The organism is Nitrospirota bacterium (genome assembly GCA_030684575.1).
Lineage (GTDB): Bacteria > Nitrospirota > Nitrospiria > Nitrospirales > Nitrospiraceae > Palsa-1315.
Genome location: JAUXVD010000008.1, coordinates 532,282 through 550,418, shown reverse-complemented (window position 1 = coordinate 550,418; position 18,137 = coordinate 532,282). Strand labels below are relative to the sequence as shown.

Here is an 18,137-nt window from a genome sequence, read left to right as displayed (position 1 = left end):
ATACTGCGGAATGTGAGGGGAGGGCTGGATTGTAAAGGACGCCCTGGCGCTTGTAAACTAGGCGCTGACGCGCTGGTACGGGGCGAGAGGCACAGGGCTAGGGGGCAGAAATCCTCGTCCTTCCTCTCGCCAATAGCCCCTTGCCAAAGGAGTTGTGATGGCCGATCCCAAGCAAGAAAGTCTCGACAAAATGTGGAAGTACGTAAAGGGCTTTGCAGACAAGAGCGGAACCGCCATGCATCCCATGCCCGCCGTCACCGAAGCCGTGGTCAAAGGCCTCGCGATGCACATCGACGAACTGGGTAAACCCCTCTGTCCCTGTAACTTCTACAAGGATAAACAGGCGGAAGCCAAACTCCGCCGTTGGATGTGCGCCTGCGACGAGATGCAGATCTACAAATATTGTCACTGTCTGCTCTTCGTGCGGGAAGACGGCATGCCGATCACGGAATATCTCCCGGAAGGCCACGAAGGGCGGGAGATCTATGGCGTCGTCACAGACCCGACTCCCGACAAAGGCCGGGCACTCAAACACAAAGCGGCCCAGGCACCACAGACAGCAGACAAGGATTCATCAACACCGACACCGTAACCGCTATGCGATACCCTGACCGACTCCGGTTCGGATTCGTGCTCTTCCTACTCCTCGGGAGCCTCTGTCCCCTATCGGGGCAAGCGCTTGAGCCAACCTCGTCGAACCAACCACCGTTGAACGAAAAAGACTTTTTCCCCTACAAGCAAAAAGGGCAAGGCAGTCTGACTGGACAGGCGTTTCTCAGTTCACCATCAGGAAAAGCCATCACCCAAGCAGGCGCGCCAATCCATCTCATCCCCATGACTCCCTACACCCGTTATTGGTTTGACCACCAAGTCAAAACAACTTCCTGTTCGGCGACAGGAACCCAGGCCTCCGCTGAAAACACCGTAGCCCCACGCTCTCCAGCTGACTGCGCACACGAAGCAGTGACCAGGCTCCAGACAGAAAAGCGGCTAGCTCCCTATCTCCGCACCACCAGAACCAATCCCACCGGGCATTTCTGGTTCACCAAGGTTCCCGCCGGGCGCTACTACATCGTCAGTCTGATCGAAGGAGGATCTGGCACACACCAAGAAGAACGACTGTCCGGACTAGCCTGGCTGGTGATAGAACTCGAGGCAGGTGAAAAAGCCACAAATCTCGTCGTGACCGACTGCAAAGCCAGTCTCTGCTGAGGCTCCTTACTCCGCAATCATCGCTCTCTCAGGTCTCACAGCCAGGGCAATCCAGACTGGTCCGTCGAACAAACACTGTTTCATCGTGCGCGGTCTGCGAGCAAGAAAGCTGGCCGACTTTCTCACAGGCCTGCATCGCACGGCCATCTTTCCAATTCCTTATCTCTTCCACTCTCACAGGCTGGCAGAGAGGAGCAGCCCTCTACTGCGCGCGTCGAACGAGGGCCTTCTGAGGCCGCGCGTTCCGCGAGCAAGGAGGGCTCTCCTCACTGCCAGCCACTCACATCATACCCCTTTTCAATCAAACACCGCACCACCGCATCGGCATACGGAGGATCCGGCTCCAGCGGTTTGTAGGCGCCACCAAACGACCCGACGATCACTCCGAGCGTGCCGCCGACTGCTGCCCCGATCGTCACACCAGGTACGCCGCCAATGAGCCCGCTCGATGCCCCGATTCCAGCGCCGGTCAGTAGACCCAAGACAGCTCCCGCAGCCACGTTACTGCTTCGAGCGCGGGTGCCCGGCTTCAGTCCGGCTTCGTCAGCCTTCTTCTGACACAGCGCCACATCGAGCTTCGACGCCTCCCGCCCCTGCAGCTGTACCTTCGCATTCGACCGCAACAACGGCTCCGGCCCCGCACAGGCCACGAGACCAACGGCTATTCCGACCATGATGAGACGCTGCCACATCAACCTCTTAATCATTCATTCCCTCTTTCTATGAGGGGACGGATGGATTGATGCTCGACTGCGCGCGTCGAACGAGGGCCTTCCGAGGCCGCGCGTTCCGCGAGCAAAGAGCATCGATCCATCTGCCCCCATCCCGCTACTGCCATCCCGTCACCTCGTATCCTTTTTCTTGCAAGCACCGATTCACGAAATTCGTGTAGGCTTGATTCGGCGGCGACCCGGCGAACACGTAGTACAGACTCGTGAGTAATCCCCACACCGCCCCGCTCGCAGCCCCGATGATAGAACCGCTGCCTGCTGCACCAGAAATGGCGCCGCCGACTGCGCCGCTTGCCGCTCCGACACCAGCCCCGACCGCGGTACCGGCCGCCACACGACCGGCTTTGCCATTGCCCTCTTCCGCCCCAGCCGTTTCCGCCAATTGCCGGCAGGCCTCAAGATCCTGCTCCGCGACGTCCTTCCCGACAGATTGCAGATGCGCATTGGGATAGAGTACCGGCTGCGCCGACGAACAGGCGGTGAGTAGCAGGAATCCCCCGATGACGGACAGACGTCTCCTCGTCATGACTACACCGATCCTTTCTGCGATCCCAGGTTCAAACGAGCCATCACCAGCTGCGCCGTGGCTCCTTTCACGAGGACACGTTTGTGCCGCCCACTCGCACCGGATTGGATCTGCACCGAAGCAAGAGGCGTCGAGAGTTGACGGGCCAGGAATCGGATCAATTCGTCGTTGGCAGCGCCATCGACCGGAGGGGCGGCTATTCTGATTTTAATCGCGGCGCCGTGAAGGCCCACACATTCTGTAGTGGAGGCTTTTGGCTGAATGTGAACGGAGAGGACCGCTCCAGCTTTGGTGTCCTGCACGATCAGCGCATTCATCTGTGACAGAGCCAGGAACCTAACAGAGCTTGCTTATGTACATTGTCCCAGGATGCTCAAACAGACCGTCCAGCAAGGCCGCAGCCGATGAAGGCACCGGAGGCGTAGCCTTGGGCTACGTTGAGGATGCATTCGAGGCGAGAACGCCGCTGGCGGGATTTTTCAGCATCCTAGAAGGAATTAGAAAATGGCCTTCACCAACTCCAAAATACTGCGCTGCATATCGGGATCGTCGGTAATCGGACGAGCGATCGCCACATCGCAGGCTCGATCGGTCGCCACACCTTGCCGTATCAATGTCCCGGCATAGATCAACAATCTGGTGCTGACCCCTTCTTCCAAGCCATGATTCTTGAGGTTCCGCACCTTGCCGCCAAGTTTCACCAGACTGGCAGCAAGATCACGGCTGATCCCAGCTTCTCGTTCGACGACCGTGGTTTCGATGTCGGGCGCCGGATAGTCGAACTCGATCGCCATAAAGCGCTGCTTCGTGCTTTGCTTCAAATCCTTGAGCACGCTCTGATAACCGGGGTTGTAAGAAATGACGAGCAGGAAGTCGTCTGCCGCTTCGAGAACCTGGCCCTTCTTTTCTATCGGCAGGAGCCGGCGATCATCGCTCAGCGGGTGGATAATGACCGTCGTGTCCTTCCGCGCCTCGACGATTTCGTCCAAATAAACAATCGCGCCATGTTTGACGCCGAGCGTGAGCGGCCCATCGACCCAGACCGTCTCTTGGCCCTTCAGCAAATACCGGCCGACGAGATCGGACGCCGTCAGATCTTCGTGACAGGCCACCGTAATCAAGGGACGGCCGAGCTTGTAGGCCATATGCTGAACGAATCGGGTTTTGCCGCAGCCGGTCGGGCCCTTGAGCATCACCGGCATCTTACTGTTCGCCGCGATGGTGAACAGCCCGATCTCGCCACGAACCTCCGCGTAGAACGGCTCTCGCTCGATCCGATATTGTCCAACGTCGACTTCGCGTCCCTGCTGACTCATGACTCTTGCCCTTTGTAGATGTTCAAACAGCTGCGTGCTGTGGTAGGGCACGATAAACGGAACCGAGGCTGAAGATCAAGCGATCCGGCAGGGATAGGCCGACGAAGGCACCGGAAGCGTAGCCTTGGGCTACGTTGAGGATGCGTTCGAGGCGAGAACGATGCTGGCGGGCTTTTTCAGCATCCTGCAAACTAAGCGGCTTTTACACCGTCCAATATTTCCCGCACCTTTTGTGCCAACACGTGAGGGGAGAACGGCTTCGGCAGGAACCCCGTCTCTCGGCTTACGCCGCCCTGATCGAACACCGGATGGTCCGGGTACCCCGACATATAGAGCACTTTAATCCCCGGCCGAACGGTCAGGAGTTTCTCTGCGACTTCGGGGCCGCTCATCTGTGGCATCACGACATCCGTCAACAACAGATGGATGGGCCCCACGTATTTTGTACTGGTGAGGAGCGCTTCGATACCGTGACGCGCCTCCAGCACCGTATAGCCCTGAAGCCGCAACGTTTCATGTACCAGCCCCCGAACCGCCGGCTCGTCTTCGACCAAGAGAATCGTTTCGCGGCCCCTCGCCGGATCGATCGCTTCGGTCGCCCCCGCTACCCCAGGCGCCTCGGCTTCGACCCGTGGAAAGTAGATCCGGAAGGTCGTGCCCCGGGCAGGAGCACTCTCCACCGTAATGCTCCCTCCGCTCTGTTTGACAATGCCATAGACGGTTGAGAGTCCCAGCCCTGTCCCTTTCCCCTGCTCCTTCGTCGTGAAGAACGGCTCGAACAGGTGCGATCGGGTCTCGGCATCCATCCCGTGGCCGGTATCGCGAACCAACAGCAGCGCATAGGATCCCGGCTCGACCCCGACGGCATCCAGCCTCGCCCCTTTATCGATCGTCACATTTTTCGTTTGAATGGTCAGCCGCCCACCCTTGGGCATCGCATCGCGCGCATTGACCACCAGGTTCATAATGACCTGCTCGATCTGTCCGGGATCCGCCTTGATGGCGCCGGCTGACGAATCCAGCTCCGTACAGAGTTCGACGATATCTTCACCGATGAGACGCCGCAACATGCCGTCCATATTGGCGACGAGAGCATTAAGATCCAGCACTTTCGCCGCGATGAACTGCCGGCGGCTGAATGCCAGCAATTGACGAGTCAGCCCGGACGCCCGGTCGGCCGCTTTCTTGATCTCCTCCATATCTTTCCGCATGGCATCGGTGGGTCCCAATCGACCAAGCAGCAACTCGCTGTACCCTCGAATCACGGTCAGAAGATTATTGAAATCGTGCGCAACGCCGCCGGCCAATCGCCCGACGGCTTCCATTTTCTGGGCTTGACGCAATTGGGCTTCGGTTTCCCGAAGCACCCCTTCCGTTCGAGCCCGCTCACCGAACTGGCCGATCTTGAGGCCGATATCTTCTACCATTCGCAACAACTCGTCATCGGGCTGACGGACCTGACGACTGAAGAGTTCGATGACGCCCTCGATCTCACTCCCGACGAGCACAGGGAATCCAAACGCCCCGTGGAGCCCAGCCTCTTGAGCCTGCACCTCACGAGGAAAGTTGGTATCCAGCGCGACGTCCGTCACCCAGGCCGACTTGCCGCTGGCCCAAATACGACCCGGCAAGCCTTCTTCCCGACGAAACGCCTGCTGCCAGGTGACCATCGTAAACGGATCGGCTTGCACGGATGACGACTTCCACTGATCGAGGCAGCGCAACAACCCCGCCGACTTATCCACCCGCCAGAAAACACCCAGATCCCATTCCAAGCTCTCCCCGATCGCCTGGATGATTTTCGGAACCGCCTCTTCCAGGGTCGTCGACTCGGACAGGACTCGCGTCACTGCATACTGAGACGCCAAGCGCCGTTCAGCCCGGCGACGGTCGGTAATGTCCCGAATGAAGGCGCTGAAAATATAGGCGTCCCCGATCTTTGCCGGAGACACCGCCAGCTCGACGGGAAGCTCCCAGCCGTTCCGGTGTTGCGCGATAATTTCAATCCGGCGGTTCAGGATTGCGCCAGCCCCTGTCCGGAGAAACTCACGAAGGCCCCGTTCATGCGCCTGACGATCCCGCTCAGGAATAATGGTCTCTGCCAGGGCCCTTCCCAGCGCTTCCTCGCGAGACCATCCGAAAATCGCCGTGGCCTGCGCGTTCCAATCGGTCACAATCCCGGTCGAGTCGATCGTGATCACCCCATCGAGCGCGGTATCGACGATGGCCCGGTTTCGCTCCTGGCTTTGGAGGAGCGCCGTCTCGGCGGCTTTCGCCCAGGCACTTTCCTGTTGCGCCTGTCGATGTTCGGCACGCAATCGCGCCGTGGACCAGAGCAACAACACCAACATGGGAATCCAGACCACTCCGGCAATGATCCCGGCTTTCCACATGAACGTATGAATCGGCGCTAAAATATCCTGCCGATCCATGCGCACCAGGACCGTCCAGCCCAACCCGACAAACTCTCCAAACCCCTGAGTCCTCGCATAGCCCGTCACCACCTGAACATGCCGGCGCAGATGCTCCTCTTCGATAAACCCCGGCTCTCCCGCCTCACTCAGCAGCACCGACGGGAGTCCCATGGTCTTCAGATTGAGACTCTCCGGAGAGGACTCCATCGAATCGACAAACACTTTACCCTGCCGGGTCACCATTTGATATTCGACTTGCCCACCTCCGTCTTGTCGATTTTCAATGGCGCGAATAGTCCTCGTGGTGACTTCCTCCAAAAATGGGAGCGCGACCCGCGTGGTCACCACGCCTAGAAACGTGCCTTGTGAGTCGAGAATCGGAGCCGTAAAGGCAATGGTATCGACGCCGCTGCCCGCCTCATGGGCTGCCACATCGGCCACGTCCAATCGTCGCGACGCGCGCGCGGCCAAAAACCATGGAGCCTGGCTATGGTCATGCCCCGTCAACGAAGACTCTGTCGCCGCCACAATTGAGCCCTGACTATCCGTGACCGCGAGCCACAGGTACACCGGGGAATAGGCGGTCTTCATCCACTTCAAATACTCGGACAGGTACGTCGGGTCCGAGGCGCGCAACGAAAATGCGCGGGCCATCATGAGGGCATCGCCCTGACGTTCAAACAACATCCGATCGGTTTTTTCGGCCACTTCCACCGCGGCGAGTGTGAGTTCTTCCCCTGTCGCCACGACCAGGCGGGATTCAACGAACTGAAGCAACTGGGCGCCGGCCACGAACGCCAGCAGGGTCATGGCAATAATGAGATAGGGCAGCCAGCGATAGCGGCGAAGGTCGAGAAATGAGAGGGCCATGGACGTCTTCATGATTCGCGCACCGGGGACGCAACGAAATTGGGAATCAGCAGCGCTGGATGATAGGCCTGTTTGGATGCACGCAGGCCGGGGAGCCCCGCATCATCCATCGTGTTAATAGCATCGGCCCCTTGTGACAACGCCATCCGGCAGGTCTCACGAAATAGATATTGCGCCAAACCGGGACGTGCCCGATCTGCCACCTCTAACAGGACACAGAATGTCGTATTCGTCAACCAATAGCCGAAGGTATAGGCGCAGATCCGGCCTTGAACCCTGACGACCGTCCCGATGATCTGAAGGACCGGTGCATGCGACCACAGGACATCATGTACCGACTCCGCATCAGCCAGCAGCATCACGCCGAACGACTCAAGTCCTTCCGCCTGCTTCTGGCGTGACCAGTCCTCGAGGAGGGCACGGCAGCCCTCACGATCGCCAAGCTGATAGGGGCCCACCTCACAGGTCTGCTCTCGCTCAAATCGATTGCACAATGCGCGCTGAGATTTATATCTGTCGCCCGCCAGAGCGGCGAGGTCCGTCGCACGGTACAGATAGTCCGGTTCCTTGGGCGTCAAACGATATCTCAGCCGCTCAAACTCTGGCACCAACCGGGCCGACACGTTCTCAACTCGGCTGACCGACGAGCCACCGTTCCAGCGCCGCAACAGCTCCATTGCGGCAGCCAATGGTGCATCGATGGAGCCTGGTCCCAGAGGAGGCAGGAGCATGAACCACCCATCCGGCGATTGCGCAAAGAGGCACAAGGCCCCGTGAAGCTCCATCCACCAATAGGCTAACAGCCCGTTACTCATATAATGATAGACCGGCGAATAGGCGGCAGGCGATTGCGGCCCGCCGAATCCAGACCGATCCAGGGCTATCGTCAGTCGAGGGATATCGTCCACTGTCAGACGCTGCAGCGACAGAGTCCCCCACCGAGCGGCGACTGCGGCTGTCATATCTGGAAGGGGGGCCAGCACAATCACGTCCTCTTGAAACCGTCCGACGAGCCGAGGGTGCGCGACAAGCTCTTCACGGATGCCTGGTTGATTGAGCAGCGACATCACCCGGTCGGCATGCTGCTGGATCTCCCCAGGAATTTCCTCTCGCATGAACGGACATTTCGTATCCCACCCCAACAGAATCTGGTCGTGCGCTTCGTTCCACATCAGCGCCAATGGATAGAGCTGACAATCGAGCGGGCGTTGCTCATAGATACGGCACTGTGACGTCGTTGAGTCGAATGCCGGACAGAGATAGCCCTCTCCATGAGGGACTGAAACCAGAGTCACCTGCGAGCCCCCCCGATCGGGAAAGGCCGTCCCCTCAATACCACCAGCCAGGGCTCTGGTAATTTCGTCCCCGGTAAAATAGGGACGCAGGGCACTGTCGGGGTCCGGAAAGCGACAACAGACATCGCACTGGAGACAGCTACGGCTCGGCACGAGTTGTGGCAACGCGGTCGGTACTGTCACGGAGGGACTCAGCAGTTCACCTGTACAGTCGGACATGGGAGGATTCCAATCGATAGGCGGCTTATACTAGCACCATTCTGCAGGAGTGCCCAAGGGGATGTCACCTTTTCACTGACGTCCCTCCTCATCATCTGTCGTAAAATATTACATCCATGTGTCCGTTCCATCGGCACTTGTTGCCGTAACCTTACGACGGGCTCCACCGCCTCTTCCCCTTTGCGCCCTCGCCCCTTGTACGATCCTAAATCCTCGTGTTAGAGTTCGTGGCCCTCGCATGAAAGGCTCTCATTGACATGGACACCTCCTCTGTCTGATTTGGCTACCTCCGACCTCATTCATCGCTGCGCGATCATCCGTGACCAACTGAGCCACGCTGGCCTCTTTCCGGCTCTGCCAGGACAAGAACCGGTCCCTGGAGCGGTTGCCGCAACGACGACCTGGCGAATCGCGACCACGCCACTCACCGTCACCCAAGAGCAGTTAGGTTTTTTTCACCGGCTTGGCCCGCAGCTCCTCTCGTTTTATCGAGCGCTGAACCGCCTCTACCTCGACAGTGTGCGAGGCCTCCAACCGGCTTGGGTCGCGGGATACCTCGATCAAGGCAAGCCGGAAGGGCTGATCACGTACAGCCGGATGAAGCGATTTCGCGATCATCTTCCCGCCGTCATCCGACCGGACGTCATCCCCACCCAGGATGGCATGGTCATCACCGAACTCGACTCAGTCCCAGGCGGGATCGGCATGACGGCCTGCCTCTCGTCGCTCTATACCGATGCACAGACTGATGGTCTGTCGCTCGTGGGAGGTCCTGACGGGATGGTGCAAGGATTTGCGGCCATGTTGAAGGCCCAGCTCGCTCAACAGACCGGCTGCATCGCCATTCTGCTGTCGGAAGAGGCCAAAGACTATCGGCCGGAAATGACGTGGCTCACGACCCGGCTGCGAGCGATCGGGGTCGACGCCTATTGCGTAGAGCCCCGCCAGGTTCGCTTCACGGAAGAAGGCCTCCGGTTCACCCATGAGGGGATGGACCAACCGATCGCGTTGATCTATCGCTTCTATGAGTTATTCGATCTGCTCAATATTCCCAAATCAGAACTCGTCCAATATGCGGTCAAGAAGGACCGGGTCGCCGTCACGCCTCCCTATAAGCCGGCGCTGGAAGAAAAACTCGCCTTTGCCCTGCTCCATCACCCGGCCCTACGACCCTTCTGGGAGCAGGCCTTGGGAGAAGAGGTCTTCCTCCACCTGACGACGATTATGCCGCGTACGTGGATTCTCGATCCTGCGCCGATCCCTCCATCCGCCACGATTCCTGGTTTGACGATGGGCGGACGGGCCGTGATGAACTGGCGCGATCTGACCACGGCCACTCAGAAAGAACGGCACTTCGTGATCAAGCCATCGGGGTTCTCCGAACTCGCCTGGGGCAGCCGAGGGGTATCGGTTGGTCACGATATGCCGCAACACGAATGGACTGCGGCCATCGACAACGCCCTAGCCTCGTTTCCCAAAACGCCCTATGTCCTGCAAGAGTTTCATAAGGGTCGCCTCTACGACCTCGACTACTTCGATCCCCTCAGCGGCGAGATGAACCGGATGTCCGGTCGCGCCAGGCTCTCCCCCTATTATTTCGTGAGTGGCGAAACGATCGAGCTGGCTGGTATCCTGGCAACGGTCTGCTCATCAGACAAGAAAGTGATCCACGGAATGAAGGACGCCGTCATGGTGCCCTGCGCAGCGATGAAGAACCTGAGTACTGAGGGCTGAACGCTATGGCCTTAACGCTCTACCATGTTGACTGGTGTCCCGACTGTGAAGTCGTGCGCGACAAGTTGGCGGACCTCCACCTCGACTACGAGCCGGTCATCGTGCCCGACATCCGGCCGATGCGCAAAATCGTCCACGAGGTCTCAGGCCAGTACTATGTTCCCGTCCTGAAGGATGGAGACCTGGTGTTGACGGAAACCGACGACATTCTCGACTATTTGGACAAGACGTACGGTCAGGAGCGGATCCAGGGTCGTTAGTCGAACAGCCTGCCGTTCCATATCGACAGCAAAGGAGACCGCATGGAAGCTTGGAGACGCATACTCGCCGACAGCATCGTGAAACCCAAAGACTTGGCGGCGCAGCTCGGTGTCGATGCGAAAGAAATCGAAGCTATCGTGGGCGACTATCCAATGCGCATTACTCCCACGGTGCTGGCGACGATTAAGACAAAAGGCGACGCGATCTGGAAACAGGTGGTTCCCGATATCGCCGAAATGGACGACTTCGAGGCGGAAGACGATCCGCTCGAAGAAGATCTCATGAGCCCGGTCCCGCACCTCGTCCACCGCTATCCGGATCGCGTCCTGCTCATGGTCACGAATCAGTGCCCGATCTATTGCCGATTCTGCACGAGAAAACGGCTGGTCGGAAAACCCGGGTTTCTCAAGAAGGGCGAACTCGATCAAGCCATCGCCTACTTGCGTGAACATACCGAGGTGCGCGACGTCATCCTCTCCGGCGGCGACCCGCTGCTCCTGCCGGATCATTTATTGGAGCGGATCCTCAAGGCCCTGCGCACCATTCCGCATTTAGAACTGGTTCGCTTGGGATCGCGGGTGCCCGGCACCCTGCCGGAACGGATCACTCCGGAACTCTGCGCGATCGTGAAGAAGTACCATCCTATTTATATGAATCTGCATTTCAATCACCCGGACGAACTCACCCCGGCCGTCAAAGCAGCCTGTGGGATGTTAGCCGATGCCGGTGTGCCGCTTGGCGCCCAAACCGTATTATTGAAAGGCGTCAACGACGACCCTGAGATCATGAAACGCTTGATGCACCAACTCCTGCTCGCGCGCATCAAACCCTACTATCTCTACCAAGCGGATCTGACCAAGGGCACGAATCACTTCCGCACCACGGTTGAAACGGGATTGAATATCATTAAATCGCTGCAGGGCCATACCAGCGGAATGGCCGTCCCACATTTCGTGATCGATGCGCCAGGCGGCGGTGGCAAGATTCCCTTGCTCCCCGGCGACTACATGGTCCACATGGATGCCGAGGGGGTCCTCTTGAAGAATTACGAAAACAAAGCCTTCCACTATCCTCAGCCGAAACAGAGCTCGTCCCGCGAGCTGCCGATGGTCAGCGCCGGGCCTTCACTGAACTCCTGCAGCAATGGAGAGCACGACGACCTGTGAGCACCAGAGCCCCGGAGGGCATTTTGCCCTACCAACAGATCAAGCAGCTGATCGCAAGCGGGGCCATCCAGGCCGACGTACCGATCGAAGACCGCCAGATTCAGCCGGCCAGCCTCGACCTGCGGCTCGGGCGCAAAGCCTATCGGTTGCTCAGCAGCTTCTTGCCTGAGCTGTCCGAGATCACGAGCCGACTCAACGTGCTGGACTTCTATCAGTCCGATCTCGTGATGTACGAGATCGACCTGACCGAGGGCGCCATCCTCGAAAAAGGCCATGTCTATTTGGTGCCGCTGCTGGAACGGGTGACGTTACCCAAGGCCATCCGGGCAAGGACCAACCCCAAAAGTACGACCGGACGGCTGGACGTCTTTACCCGCGTCGTGACGGATCTCAATACGGGATTCGATGAAATCAGAGCCGGCTATACCGGGCCCCTCTATCTGGAGATCGTCCCTCGCTCGTTCACGATCAAGGTAAAGACCGGGTATTCGCTCAATCAAATTCGCTTCGTGCGCGGCGACGCCACCGTGCCGGACCGGTCGCTGCAGACGCTCCACAAGCGGGAGCCCTTGCTCTACCACAACCTCCCCACGAAGCAGGCGCTGGCCACCCGCGATTTCCGAACGGACCGCGGCCTGTTTCTCCGCATCGATCTGAAGGGAGACGACCGAAGCACCTCGCCGATTATCGGCTATCGAGCAAAGAAGAATAGTCACGTCATCGATCTCTCCAAGGTCGGCCATTATGCGGCGCTCGATTTTTGGGAGCCCCTCTACCGCCACCGCCAGGACAGCCTGCTCTTGGAACCGGAAGAATTTTATATTCTCGCATCGAAGGAACGGATTCGCGTGCCCGCCGGCTATGCGGCCGAGATGGTCGCCTTCGAAGCGGCCTGTGGCGAGTTGCGGACCCACTACGCAGGATTTTTCGATCCGGGATTCGGGTACGGCCAAGGCGAGTTGCACGGTACCCAAGTCGTGCTGGAAGTCCGCCCCCACGACGTGCCCTTCCTGATCCATGATGGACAAACCTTCTTCAAGGTTGTATACGACAGGATGCTCGCGCGCCCCGGTCAGCTCTATGGCTCGGCGCTTGGCTCTTCGTATCAGCGCCAGGGCTTGACCCTGAGCAAACATTTTAAGGCCTAGACGGATGCTCAAACAGACCGCCAGCTTCGTCCTCGCTTCGCGCAGAGGCTCAACGTACCCTCAAGGGTACGCCTCGGGCCTTCACATGCTGCGGCCTTGCGGGACAGCCTGTTTGAACATCCGGCAACATGCGTACTTTGCTCCCTATTCGGACGTTTCACATTTCACGAACAGTTAGGAATCTGTTGCCCATGCCGCTAGAGCCAACCAACCAACCGGCACGCCACGAGCCAGATGACGACTCCGGGAGCGACAATCAAATGCGTGTCGCCGGGATGATCGTGGGCACTGCCCTGATTTTCATCGGCTTTCTCGACATCTTTCTCTCGATCAGCGGCGGATTCGAGATCGATGTGATTCCTCTCTTAATTTATTTCGGCGGAGTCGCGGTATGGGCCAATGCGGTCGTTGAAAATATGACCCTCCGCTACAGCCTCATCGGCGCTTCCCTCCTGCTCGCAGCCATCTTCTTCCACTATGGAGAAGTCCTTTTCTGGCACAAACAGGTGGTGTTTTGGTCGACCGTAGTGGTCGTCATGTATTTCATGTTCAACGAACCGAAGAAGCCCGATTAGCAGGATGCTGAAACAGGTCGCCAGCAACGTTCATACTGACTGCTAACAACCATGGCGATGACGATATCCGTCATCATCCCGACGCTCAACGAAGAACGGACGATCATGGCCACCCTGGCACAGACCGTAGCCCTCGGCTTCGATGAGCTGATCGTGGTGGATGGTGGCAGCCTTGATCAGACCCCCCTACTCGTCGAGTCCTATCGACTCAGGACTCAACACTCAGTGCTCAGCCCCGTTCGACTGGTGCCTGGCCCACGCGGACGGGCCCGCCAGATGAACGAAGGCGCAAAGGTCAGCCGCGGAGACATTTTATTGTTTCTCCACGCCGACACGCAGCTTCCAGATGACGCAAAGACCGTGATCGAGACGGCGATGGCCAGACCAGACCTGATAGGCGGACGGTTCGATGTCCGATTTGATCGCCCCTCGCGGTGGGGATCCATCATCAGCAGCATGATGAACTGGCGCTCAAGAGTAAGCGGCATTGCCACCGGCGACCAAGCCCTCTTCGTCCGTCGTCCCATCTTCGAACAGATGGGAGGCTTCGCCGATGTGCCATTGATGGAGGATATCGATTTCTCCCACAGACTCAAACGAAGGGGCGCGACTGCGGCCCTGACCACAACCGTCACCACCTCCTTCCGTCGCTGGGAGCAGCAGGGACCATTGCCGACAATCCTCTTGATGTGGGCACTGCGGTTCCTCTATTGGATCGGGGTGCCCCCTCATACACTCAATCGATGGTATGGAATAGTGAGATAAACGATGAAACAGCCTTCCTCTCAATCGCCTGACACCTCACGCCTTACGCTTCACACGGCATTGGTAATCTTTGCTAAAGCTCCGATCCCTGGCGAGGTCAAAACCAGGCTCTGCCCGCCACTGACCCCTGACGAGGCGGCCACCTTGCACGGCAGTTTCGTCCTCGACATGCTGGAACGATCCAAACTCGCCGTCGCAAAACTGCAGCTCCCGTTCCATCGCTACCTGGCCTGTTCGCCCTCCTCTGAGCTGGTGTTCTTCAAAATCATGGAAGAGCGACAGAACGTCCACCTGCTCGATCAAATAGGAGAGGATCTGGGCCAGCGGATGCACCGCACCTCAGTCGATCTCTTCGCGAAAGGCTACAAACACGTGATCATCGTGGGGACCGACATTCCGACCTTGCCTCTCTCGGTGTATCAAGAGGCGTTTGCGCTCCTAGGCCGTTCGGACGTGGTCTTAGGGCCGGCTATCGACGGCGGGTACTACTTGATCGGCCTCAAACAGCCCACAGAGAAACTCTTTACCGGAGTGCCCTGGTCCACCGATCAAGTCCTCGCCGTCACGCAGCAGAAAGCCAAGACGCTGGGCTTATCCGTCGGACTCACCACCGCCTGGCGCGACGTGGATACCATCGCAGACTTGCAATCGCTCACCACAGAATGCCAGGAAGACAATAAGAAGCCCAAACAAGACCGGACATTTTCCATGCGAACAGCCGGCACCTTGCAGCTGCTCGCAACCAGACTCAAGACTCGATAAGATCCGCAATCGGCCACACCGCATAAGGGATCACTGATGGCAGAGAGAGTAGCGCTCATCACAGGCGGAGCTAAAGGCATCGGACGGGGGATCGCACTCGACCTCGCGGCACAACAATGGTCGGTCGCCATCTGTTACCGCACGAGCGACGCGGAGGCCAGAGCCACAGCTGAAGCCATCACCAGTCTTGGAGGCCGTGCGCTCTCGATTCGCTGTGACGTCTCGAAACCCCAGGCGGCCAAAGGGCTCGTGGCCCAGGTTGAACAGCAATGGGGACGGATCGACGCCCTGATCAACGGCGCAGGGCCCTACCATCGCGTGAACCTATTCGACGAAACCGTCGAAGGCTGGAACGAGATGTTCGACGGCAACCTCCATCCGATTTTCTATCTGGCGCAAGCCGTCGCGCCGGGCATGAAGACCCGCAAATCCGGGCACATCATCAACTTCAGCATGGCCAACGCCGACCAGATGATTTCACAGCCGGACGTGACGGCCCATTACATCGCCAAGGCCGGCGTCTTGATTCTCACTCGCACGCTAGCCAAACTGCTGGCGCCGCACGGTATTACCGTCAATGCGATTTCGCCAGGCTTTATCGATTCCGGCAGTGCGCCGCCGGAAGAACTCGCCGGCATGACCAAGCGCATCCCTGCCGGCTATATTGGCGAGGTGAGCGACACTGTGGCTGCGGTGAGATATTTACTGAGTGACGAAGCCCGGTACGTGAACGGAGCCAATATTCAAATCAGCGGTGCATGGGGGGTGTGAGGGGATGGAGCCTGATGATCTCCTGTGCTCGCGCAACGCGCGGTCGCGGACTCCCCTCGTTGGACGCGCGCAGTTGAGCCAAGGCTGTCCAGCCTTCCTGGAATGACAAAGAAGTGGGATACAAGGGAGGTCTTATGAAATCAGAGCAGGAACGGACAGCACATGACCGATTCATTCAGGCCTTACAACACGAACACGTGACCTGCGCCAAGCCAGGCTGCGGCGGAGCGATGGACGTGACAGACACCACTCCCCATCTCGCAAGGATCAAGACTTACGAAGCTGAATGCGAACGATGCCATATAAAGGAACAGATCACCGGCAAAGAGCAGACCACCCCACCCTGGGATGACGGATCGATCACGATGATGGCCGAGGTGCATCTCCTGCATGATCAACCCAGCTGCCCCTTCGACGATACCCCCATCACTTTTACCTCATTGCCGAATCCCCGCCGCAAAGGCCGCTATCGCCTCTCCTGCTACTACTGCGGCAGGCACACCGAAATGAACTGGCCGCCTCCGGAAGCAAAAAGGTAGGGAGAGGACTGGCACCCCCGTTGGTTCTTTGCTCCTTTGCACCACACCTTCTGAAGTGAGGGGTGCGCGAGCACAAGAGCATGACAGCCACCCTTCCCTACTTCTCTCCCCCCACCCGCTGCTGCAGAAAATAACGAGGGCGACGGTTATGCTCTCACTGCGCGCGTCCAACGAGGGCCTTCGGAGGCCGCGCGTTGCGCGAGCAAAAGAGCATGACCGTCGCCCTCGTCTCTTCGAATCTATTCTTACTTTCCGAATGCTTTTTTCAGCAGCGGCTCAATCTCGCCTTTGGCCGCCATCGGGTCCAGCACGTCGGTGTCGCCGTAAAACTGCCCGTCGATGAACACCTTGGGGAGCGTCGGCCAGTTGGTCATTTTTGCGAGCGCTTCTCGCTTGCTCGGCTGAGTGAGGACGTCGATCAGTTCAAACGGATACCCGTACTTATCGAAGAACTGTATCGTCTCTCGCGTGAACCCGCACATCGGCATCTGCTTGGTGCCTTTGCCGTAGATCAAAATCTTGTGTGCGGCGACTTCTTTGTTAATTTCATCTTGAATGGAATCTGCCATGGGTCGGCCTCCTAGGCTTCGTCTGTGGTTTTGGCTGTGAGTTCGAGCGCATGAATCCGCCCGTCCTTCATCGGAACATCTAATGCTTGATAAATCATGCGGTGTCGATCCAGCAGGTTCTTTCCCGCAAATGCTGCCGAAATCACCACCACTTTGAGATGATCCATCGTACCGGTCCGGTCCAAGACCGTCACCGCAGCATCCGGCATCGCCCGTCGTACAAAATCAGTCAACACGTCTGGCGTGATCATAGACTCTCCAATTTCATTGTGCAGTCAGGATACCCTAGCGCCAGACTGAAAGGCAATTCAAAGCCAACGAACAGGGCTTAATCGCGGCAGCAGGCTCGAAAGACCCATTCCGAAAGCATGAACGCGATTGAGCCCTGTATCCCTTCTCATCCAGGCCCGTATCCCATGTGATTCATCCGATCGACGAGCTACAGGCCTTTCGCTCGCATGTCACCGCAGGGACCATGCTCGTTTCGTCACCACGTTCCTTCTTCCCCGTTCTCGGCGAATAGCAGAAATGGCAGGCTCCCGTCACCTTCAAGTCTCATTGGTGGTGGTTTTCAGCACATGCTGGTGGGTATCAACCACGTGCCTACGCGCCCTCTATCCGAAAACGCATGTTTGCAGGGAAACTCGGACCCTTTCTACGAAGCCAGGCTGGCACGCACATTGCGACCTACGTAGTTCAAGAGCATGTGAGGGAGCCAGCAGGAAACCACATCTCACTATCAACCAAGGAGGGCACCATGAGTGAATTTAAATCTGGGTTCTTTGTCGGGGGGGAAGCCTGTAACGGACGGGTGCTGGTGGTGGACGATGAGCCGGATATTCGTAAAGTCGTGAAGATGACGCTGCAGAAAGCAGGCTATGACGTGCTTGAGGCTGAGAACGGTGAGAAAGCCATTGAGACGATCAACAGCGGTGAGAACCGGCTCATGCTGGATGTGATGATTTGCGATATCCGCATGCCAAAGGTCAATGGAGCCGAAGCCATCGCCTACTTCCGCAGCAACTATCCGCATGTCCCGCTCATCGTGCTGACCGGCTTCCCGGATACCGATATGGCGACCTCCTTCCTCCGGCAAGGCGTGGTAGATTATCTCGTCAAACCGGTCGAAGGCGAGAAACTGCGGTCAGCCGTCGCACGGGCCATGGAACAGCGGGAGCTTGCGCGACTGTAACCATGAGCCTCCACCCCCCTCTATGCCGAGGAGAGACCTTCCCCTCCTCGGCACAAGAGTTCCAACTCTGCC

20 protein-coding genes are annotated in these 18,137 nt (G+C 58.3%); 12 read left to right on the top strand and 8 right to left on the bottom strand.

Going from position 1 to position 18,137, the window contains the following annotated elements; all coding sequences use genetic code 11:
- Positions 1-157 precede the first annotated feature (157 nt).
- Both Q8N00_05815 and Q8N00_05810 read left to right on the top strand, forming a co-directional pair.
- Positions 158-592, top strand: a complete 435-nt coding sequence (locus Q8N00_05815; GenBank protein MDP2382304.1) for a ferredoxin-thioredoxin reductase catalytic domain-containing protein — start codon at positions 158-160, stop codon at positions 590-592.
- Positions 593-597: 5 nt separating this feature from the next.
- Complete coding sequence (locus tag Q8N00_05810; GenBank protein ID MDP2382303.1) at positions 598-1,212, top strand: carboxypeptidase-like regulatory domain-containing protein; 615 nt, start codon at positions 598-600, stop codon at positions 1,210-1,212.
- Between the two features lie 266 nt (positions 1,213-1,478).
- Here Q8N00_05810 and Q8N00_05805 read toward each other — a convergent pair whose 3' ends face one another.
- From Q8N00_05805 to Q8N00_05780, 6 genes are all read right to left on the bottom strand, one after another.
- The gene (locus Q8N00_05805) at positions 1,479-1,919 is read right to left on the bottom strand and encodes a hypothetical protein (GenBank protein ID MDP2382302.1); all 441 of its coding nucleotides are present in this window, start codon (positions 1,917-1,919) and stop codon (positions 1,479-1,481) included.
- Between the two features lie 121 nt (positions 1,920-2,040).
- Positions 2,041-2,469, bottom strand: coding sequence for a glycine zipper family protein (locus Q8N00_05800; GenBank protein MDP2382301.1), 429 nt, complete (start codon positions 2,467-2,469; stop codon positions 2,041-2,043).
- A gap of 2 nt (positions 2,470-2,471) precedes the next feature.
- Positions 2,472-2,786: a DUF167 family protein gene (locus Q8N00_05795; GenBank protein ID MDP2382300.1), complete on the bottom strand. Its 315-nt coding sequence runs from the start codon at positions 2,784-2,786 to the stop codon at positions 2,472-2,474.
- Between the two features lie 180 nt (positions 2,787-2,966).
- Positions 2,967-3,785, bottom strand: coding sequence for a CbbQ/NirQ/NorQ/GpvN family protein (locus Q8N00_05790; protein ID MDP2382299.1), 819 nt, complete (start codon positions 3,783-3,785; stop codon positions 2,967-2,969).
- Between the two features lie 191 nt (positions 3,786-3,976).
- A complete protein-coding gene (locus Q8N00_05785; protein MDP2382298.1) occupies positions 3,977-7,081 on the bottom strand; it encodes a PAS domain S-box protein in 3,105 nt (1,034 codons plus the stop codon).
- Entirely contained in the window at positions 7,078-8,583 is a 1,506-nt protein-coding gene (locus Q8N00_05780; GenBank protein MDP2382297.1) for a phosphatidylglycerol lysyltransferase domain-containing protein, read from the bottom strand. The genes Q8N00_05785 and Q8N00_05780 overlap by 4 nt, the downstream gene beginning before the upstream one ends.
- A gap of 252 nt (positions 8,584-8,835) precedes the next feature.
- Between Q8N00_05780 and Q8N00_05775 the strand changes: the two genes are divergently transcribed.
- The 9 genes from Q8N00_05775 (at position 8,836) to Q8N00_05735 (ending at position 16,304) form a co-directional block, all read left to right on the top strand.
- Positions 8,836-10,317: a hypothetical protein gene (locus Q8N00_05775; GenBank protein MDP2382296.1), complete on the top strand. Its 1,482-nt coding sequence runs from the start codon at positions 8,836-8,838 to the stop codon at positions 10,315-10,317.
- Between the two features lie 5 nt (positions 10,318-10,322).
- The gene (locus Q8N00_05770; protein MDP2382295.1) at positions 10,323-10,577 is read left to right on the top strand and encodes a glutathione S-transferase N-terminal domain-containing protein; all 255 of its coding nucleotides are present in this window, start codon (positions 10,323-10,325) and stop codon (positions 10,575-10,577) included.
- 42 nt (positions 10,578-10,619) lie between these two features.
- Positions 10,620-11,744, top strand: a complete 1,125-nt coding sequence (locus Q8N00_05765) for a KamA family radical SAM protein (protein ID MDP2382294.1) — start codon at positions 10,620-10,622, stop codon at positions 11,742-11,744.
- Positions 11,741-12,892, top strand: coding sequence for a 2'-deoxycytidine 5'-triphosphate deaminase (locus Q8N00_05760; GenBank protein MDP2382293.1), 1,152 nt, complete (start codon positions 11,741-11,743; stop codon positions 12,890-12,892). The genes Q8N00_05765 and Q8N00_05760 overlap by 4 nt, the downstream gene beginning before the upstream one ends.
- A 191-nt stretch (positions 12,893-13,083) precedes the next feature.
- Entirely contained in the window at positions 13,084-13,467 is a 384-nt protein-coding gene (locus Q8N00_05755) for a hypothetical protein (GenBank protein MDP2382292.1), read from the top strand.
- Between the two features lie 51 nt (positions 13,468-13,518).
- The gene (locus Q8N00_05750) at positions 13,519-14,232 is read left to right on the top strand and encodes a TIGR04283 family arsenosugar biosynthesis glycosyltransferase (GenBank protein ID MDP2382291.1); all 714 of its coding nucleotides are present in this window, start codon (positions 13,519-13,521) and stop codon (positions 14,230-14,232) included.
- A gap of 3 nt (positions 14,233-14,235) precedes the next feature.
- A complete protein-coding gene (locus Q8N00_05745; protein ID MDP2382290.1) occupies positions 14,236-14,994 on the top strand; it encodes a TIGR04282 family arsenosugar biosynthesis glycosyltransferase in 759 nt (252 codons plus the stop codon).
- 36 nt (positions 14,995-15,030) lie between these two features.
- Entirely contained in the window at positions 15,031-15,765 is a 735-nt protein-coding gene (locus Q8N00_05740; GenBank protein ID MDP2382289.1) for an SDR family oxidoreductase, read from the top strand.
- Between the two features lie 134 nt (positions 15,766-15,899).
- Positions 15,900-16,304, top strand: coding sequence for a hypothetical protein (locus tag Q8N00_05735; protein MDP2382288.1), 405 nt, complete (start codon positions 15,900-15,902; stop codon positions 16,302-16,304).
- Positions 16,305-16,549: 245 nt separating this feature from the next.
- Here Q8N00_05735 and Q8N00_05730 read toward each other — a convergent pair whose 3' ends face one another.
- Both Q8N00_05730 and Q8N00_05725 read right to left on the bottom strand, forming a co-directional pair.
- Positions 16,550-16,873, bottom strand: coding sequence for a glutaredoxin domain-containing protein (locus tag Q8N00_05730; GenBank protein ID MDP2382287.1), 324 nt, complete (start codon positions 16,871-16,873; stop codon positions 16,550-16,552).
- 11 nt (positions 16,874-16,884) lie between these two features.
- Positions 16,885-17,124 carry a BolA family protein gene (locus Q8N00_05725; GenBank protein ID MDP2382286.1) on the bottom strand — a complete coding sequence of 80 codons (240 nt, stop codon included), beginning with the start codon at positions 17,122-17,124 and terminating at the stop codon, positions 16,885-16,887.
- 506 nt (positions 17,125-17,630) lie between these two features.
- Between Q8N00_05725 and Q8N00_05720 the strand changes: the two genes are divergently transcribed.
- The gene (locus Q8N00_05720; GenBank protein MDP2382285.1) at positions 17,631-18,065 is read left to right on the top strand and encodes a response regulator; all 435 of its coding nucleotides are present in this window, start codon (positions 17,631-17,633) and stop codon (positions 18,063-18,065) included.
- Positions 18,066-18,137 lie beyond the last annotated feature (72 nt).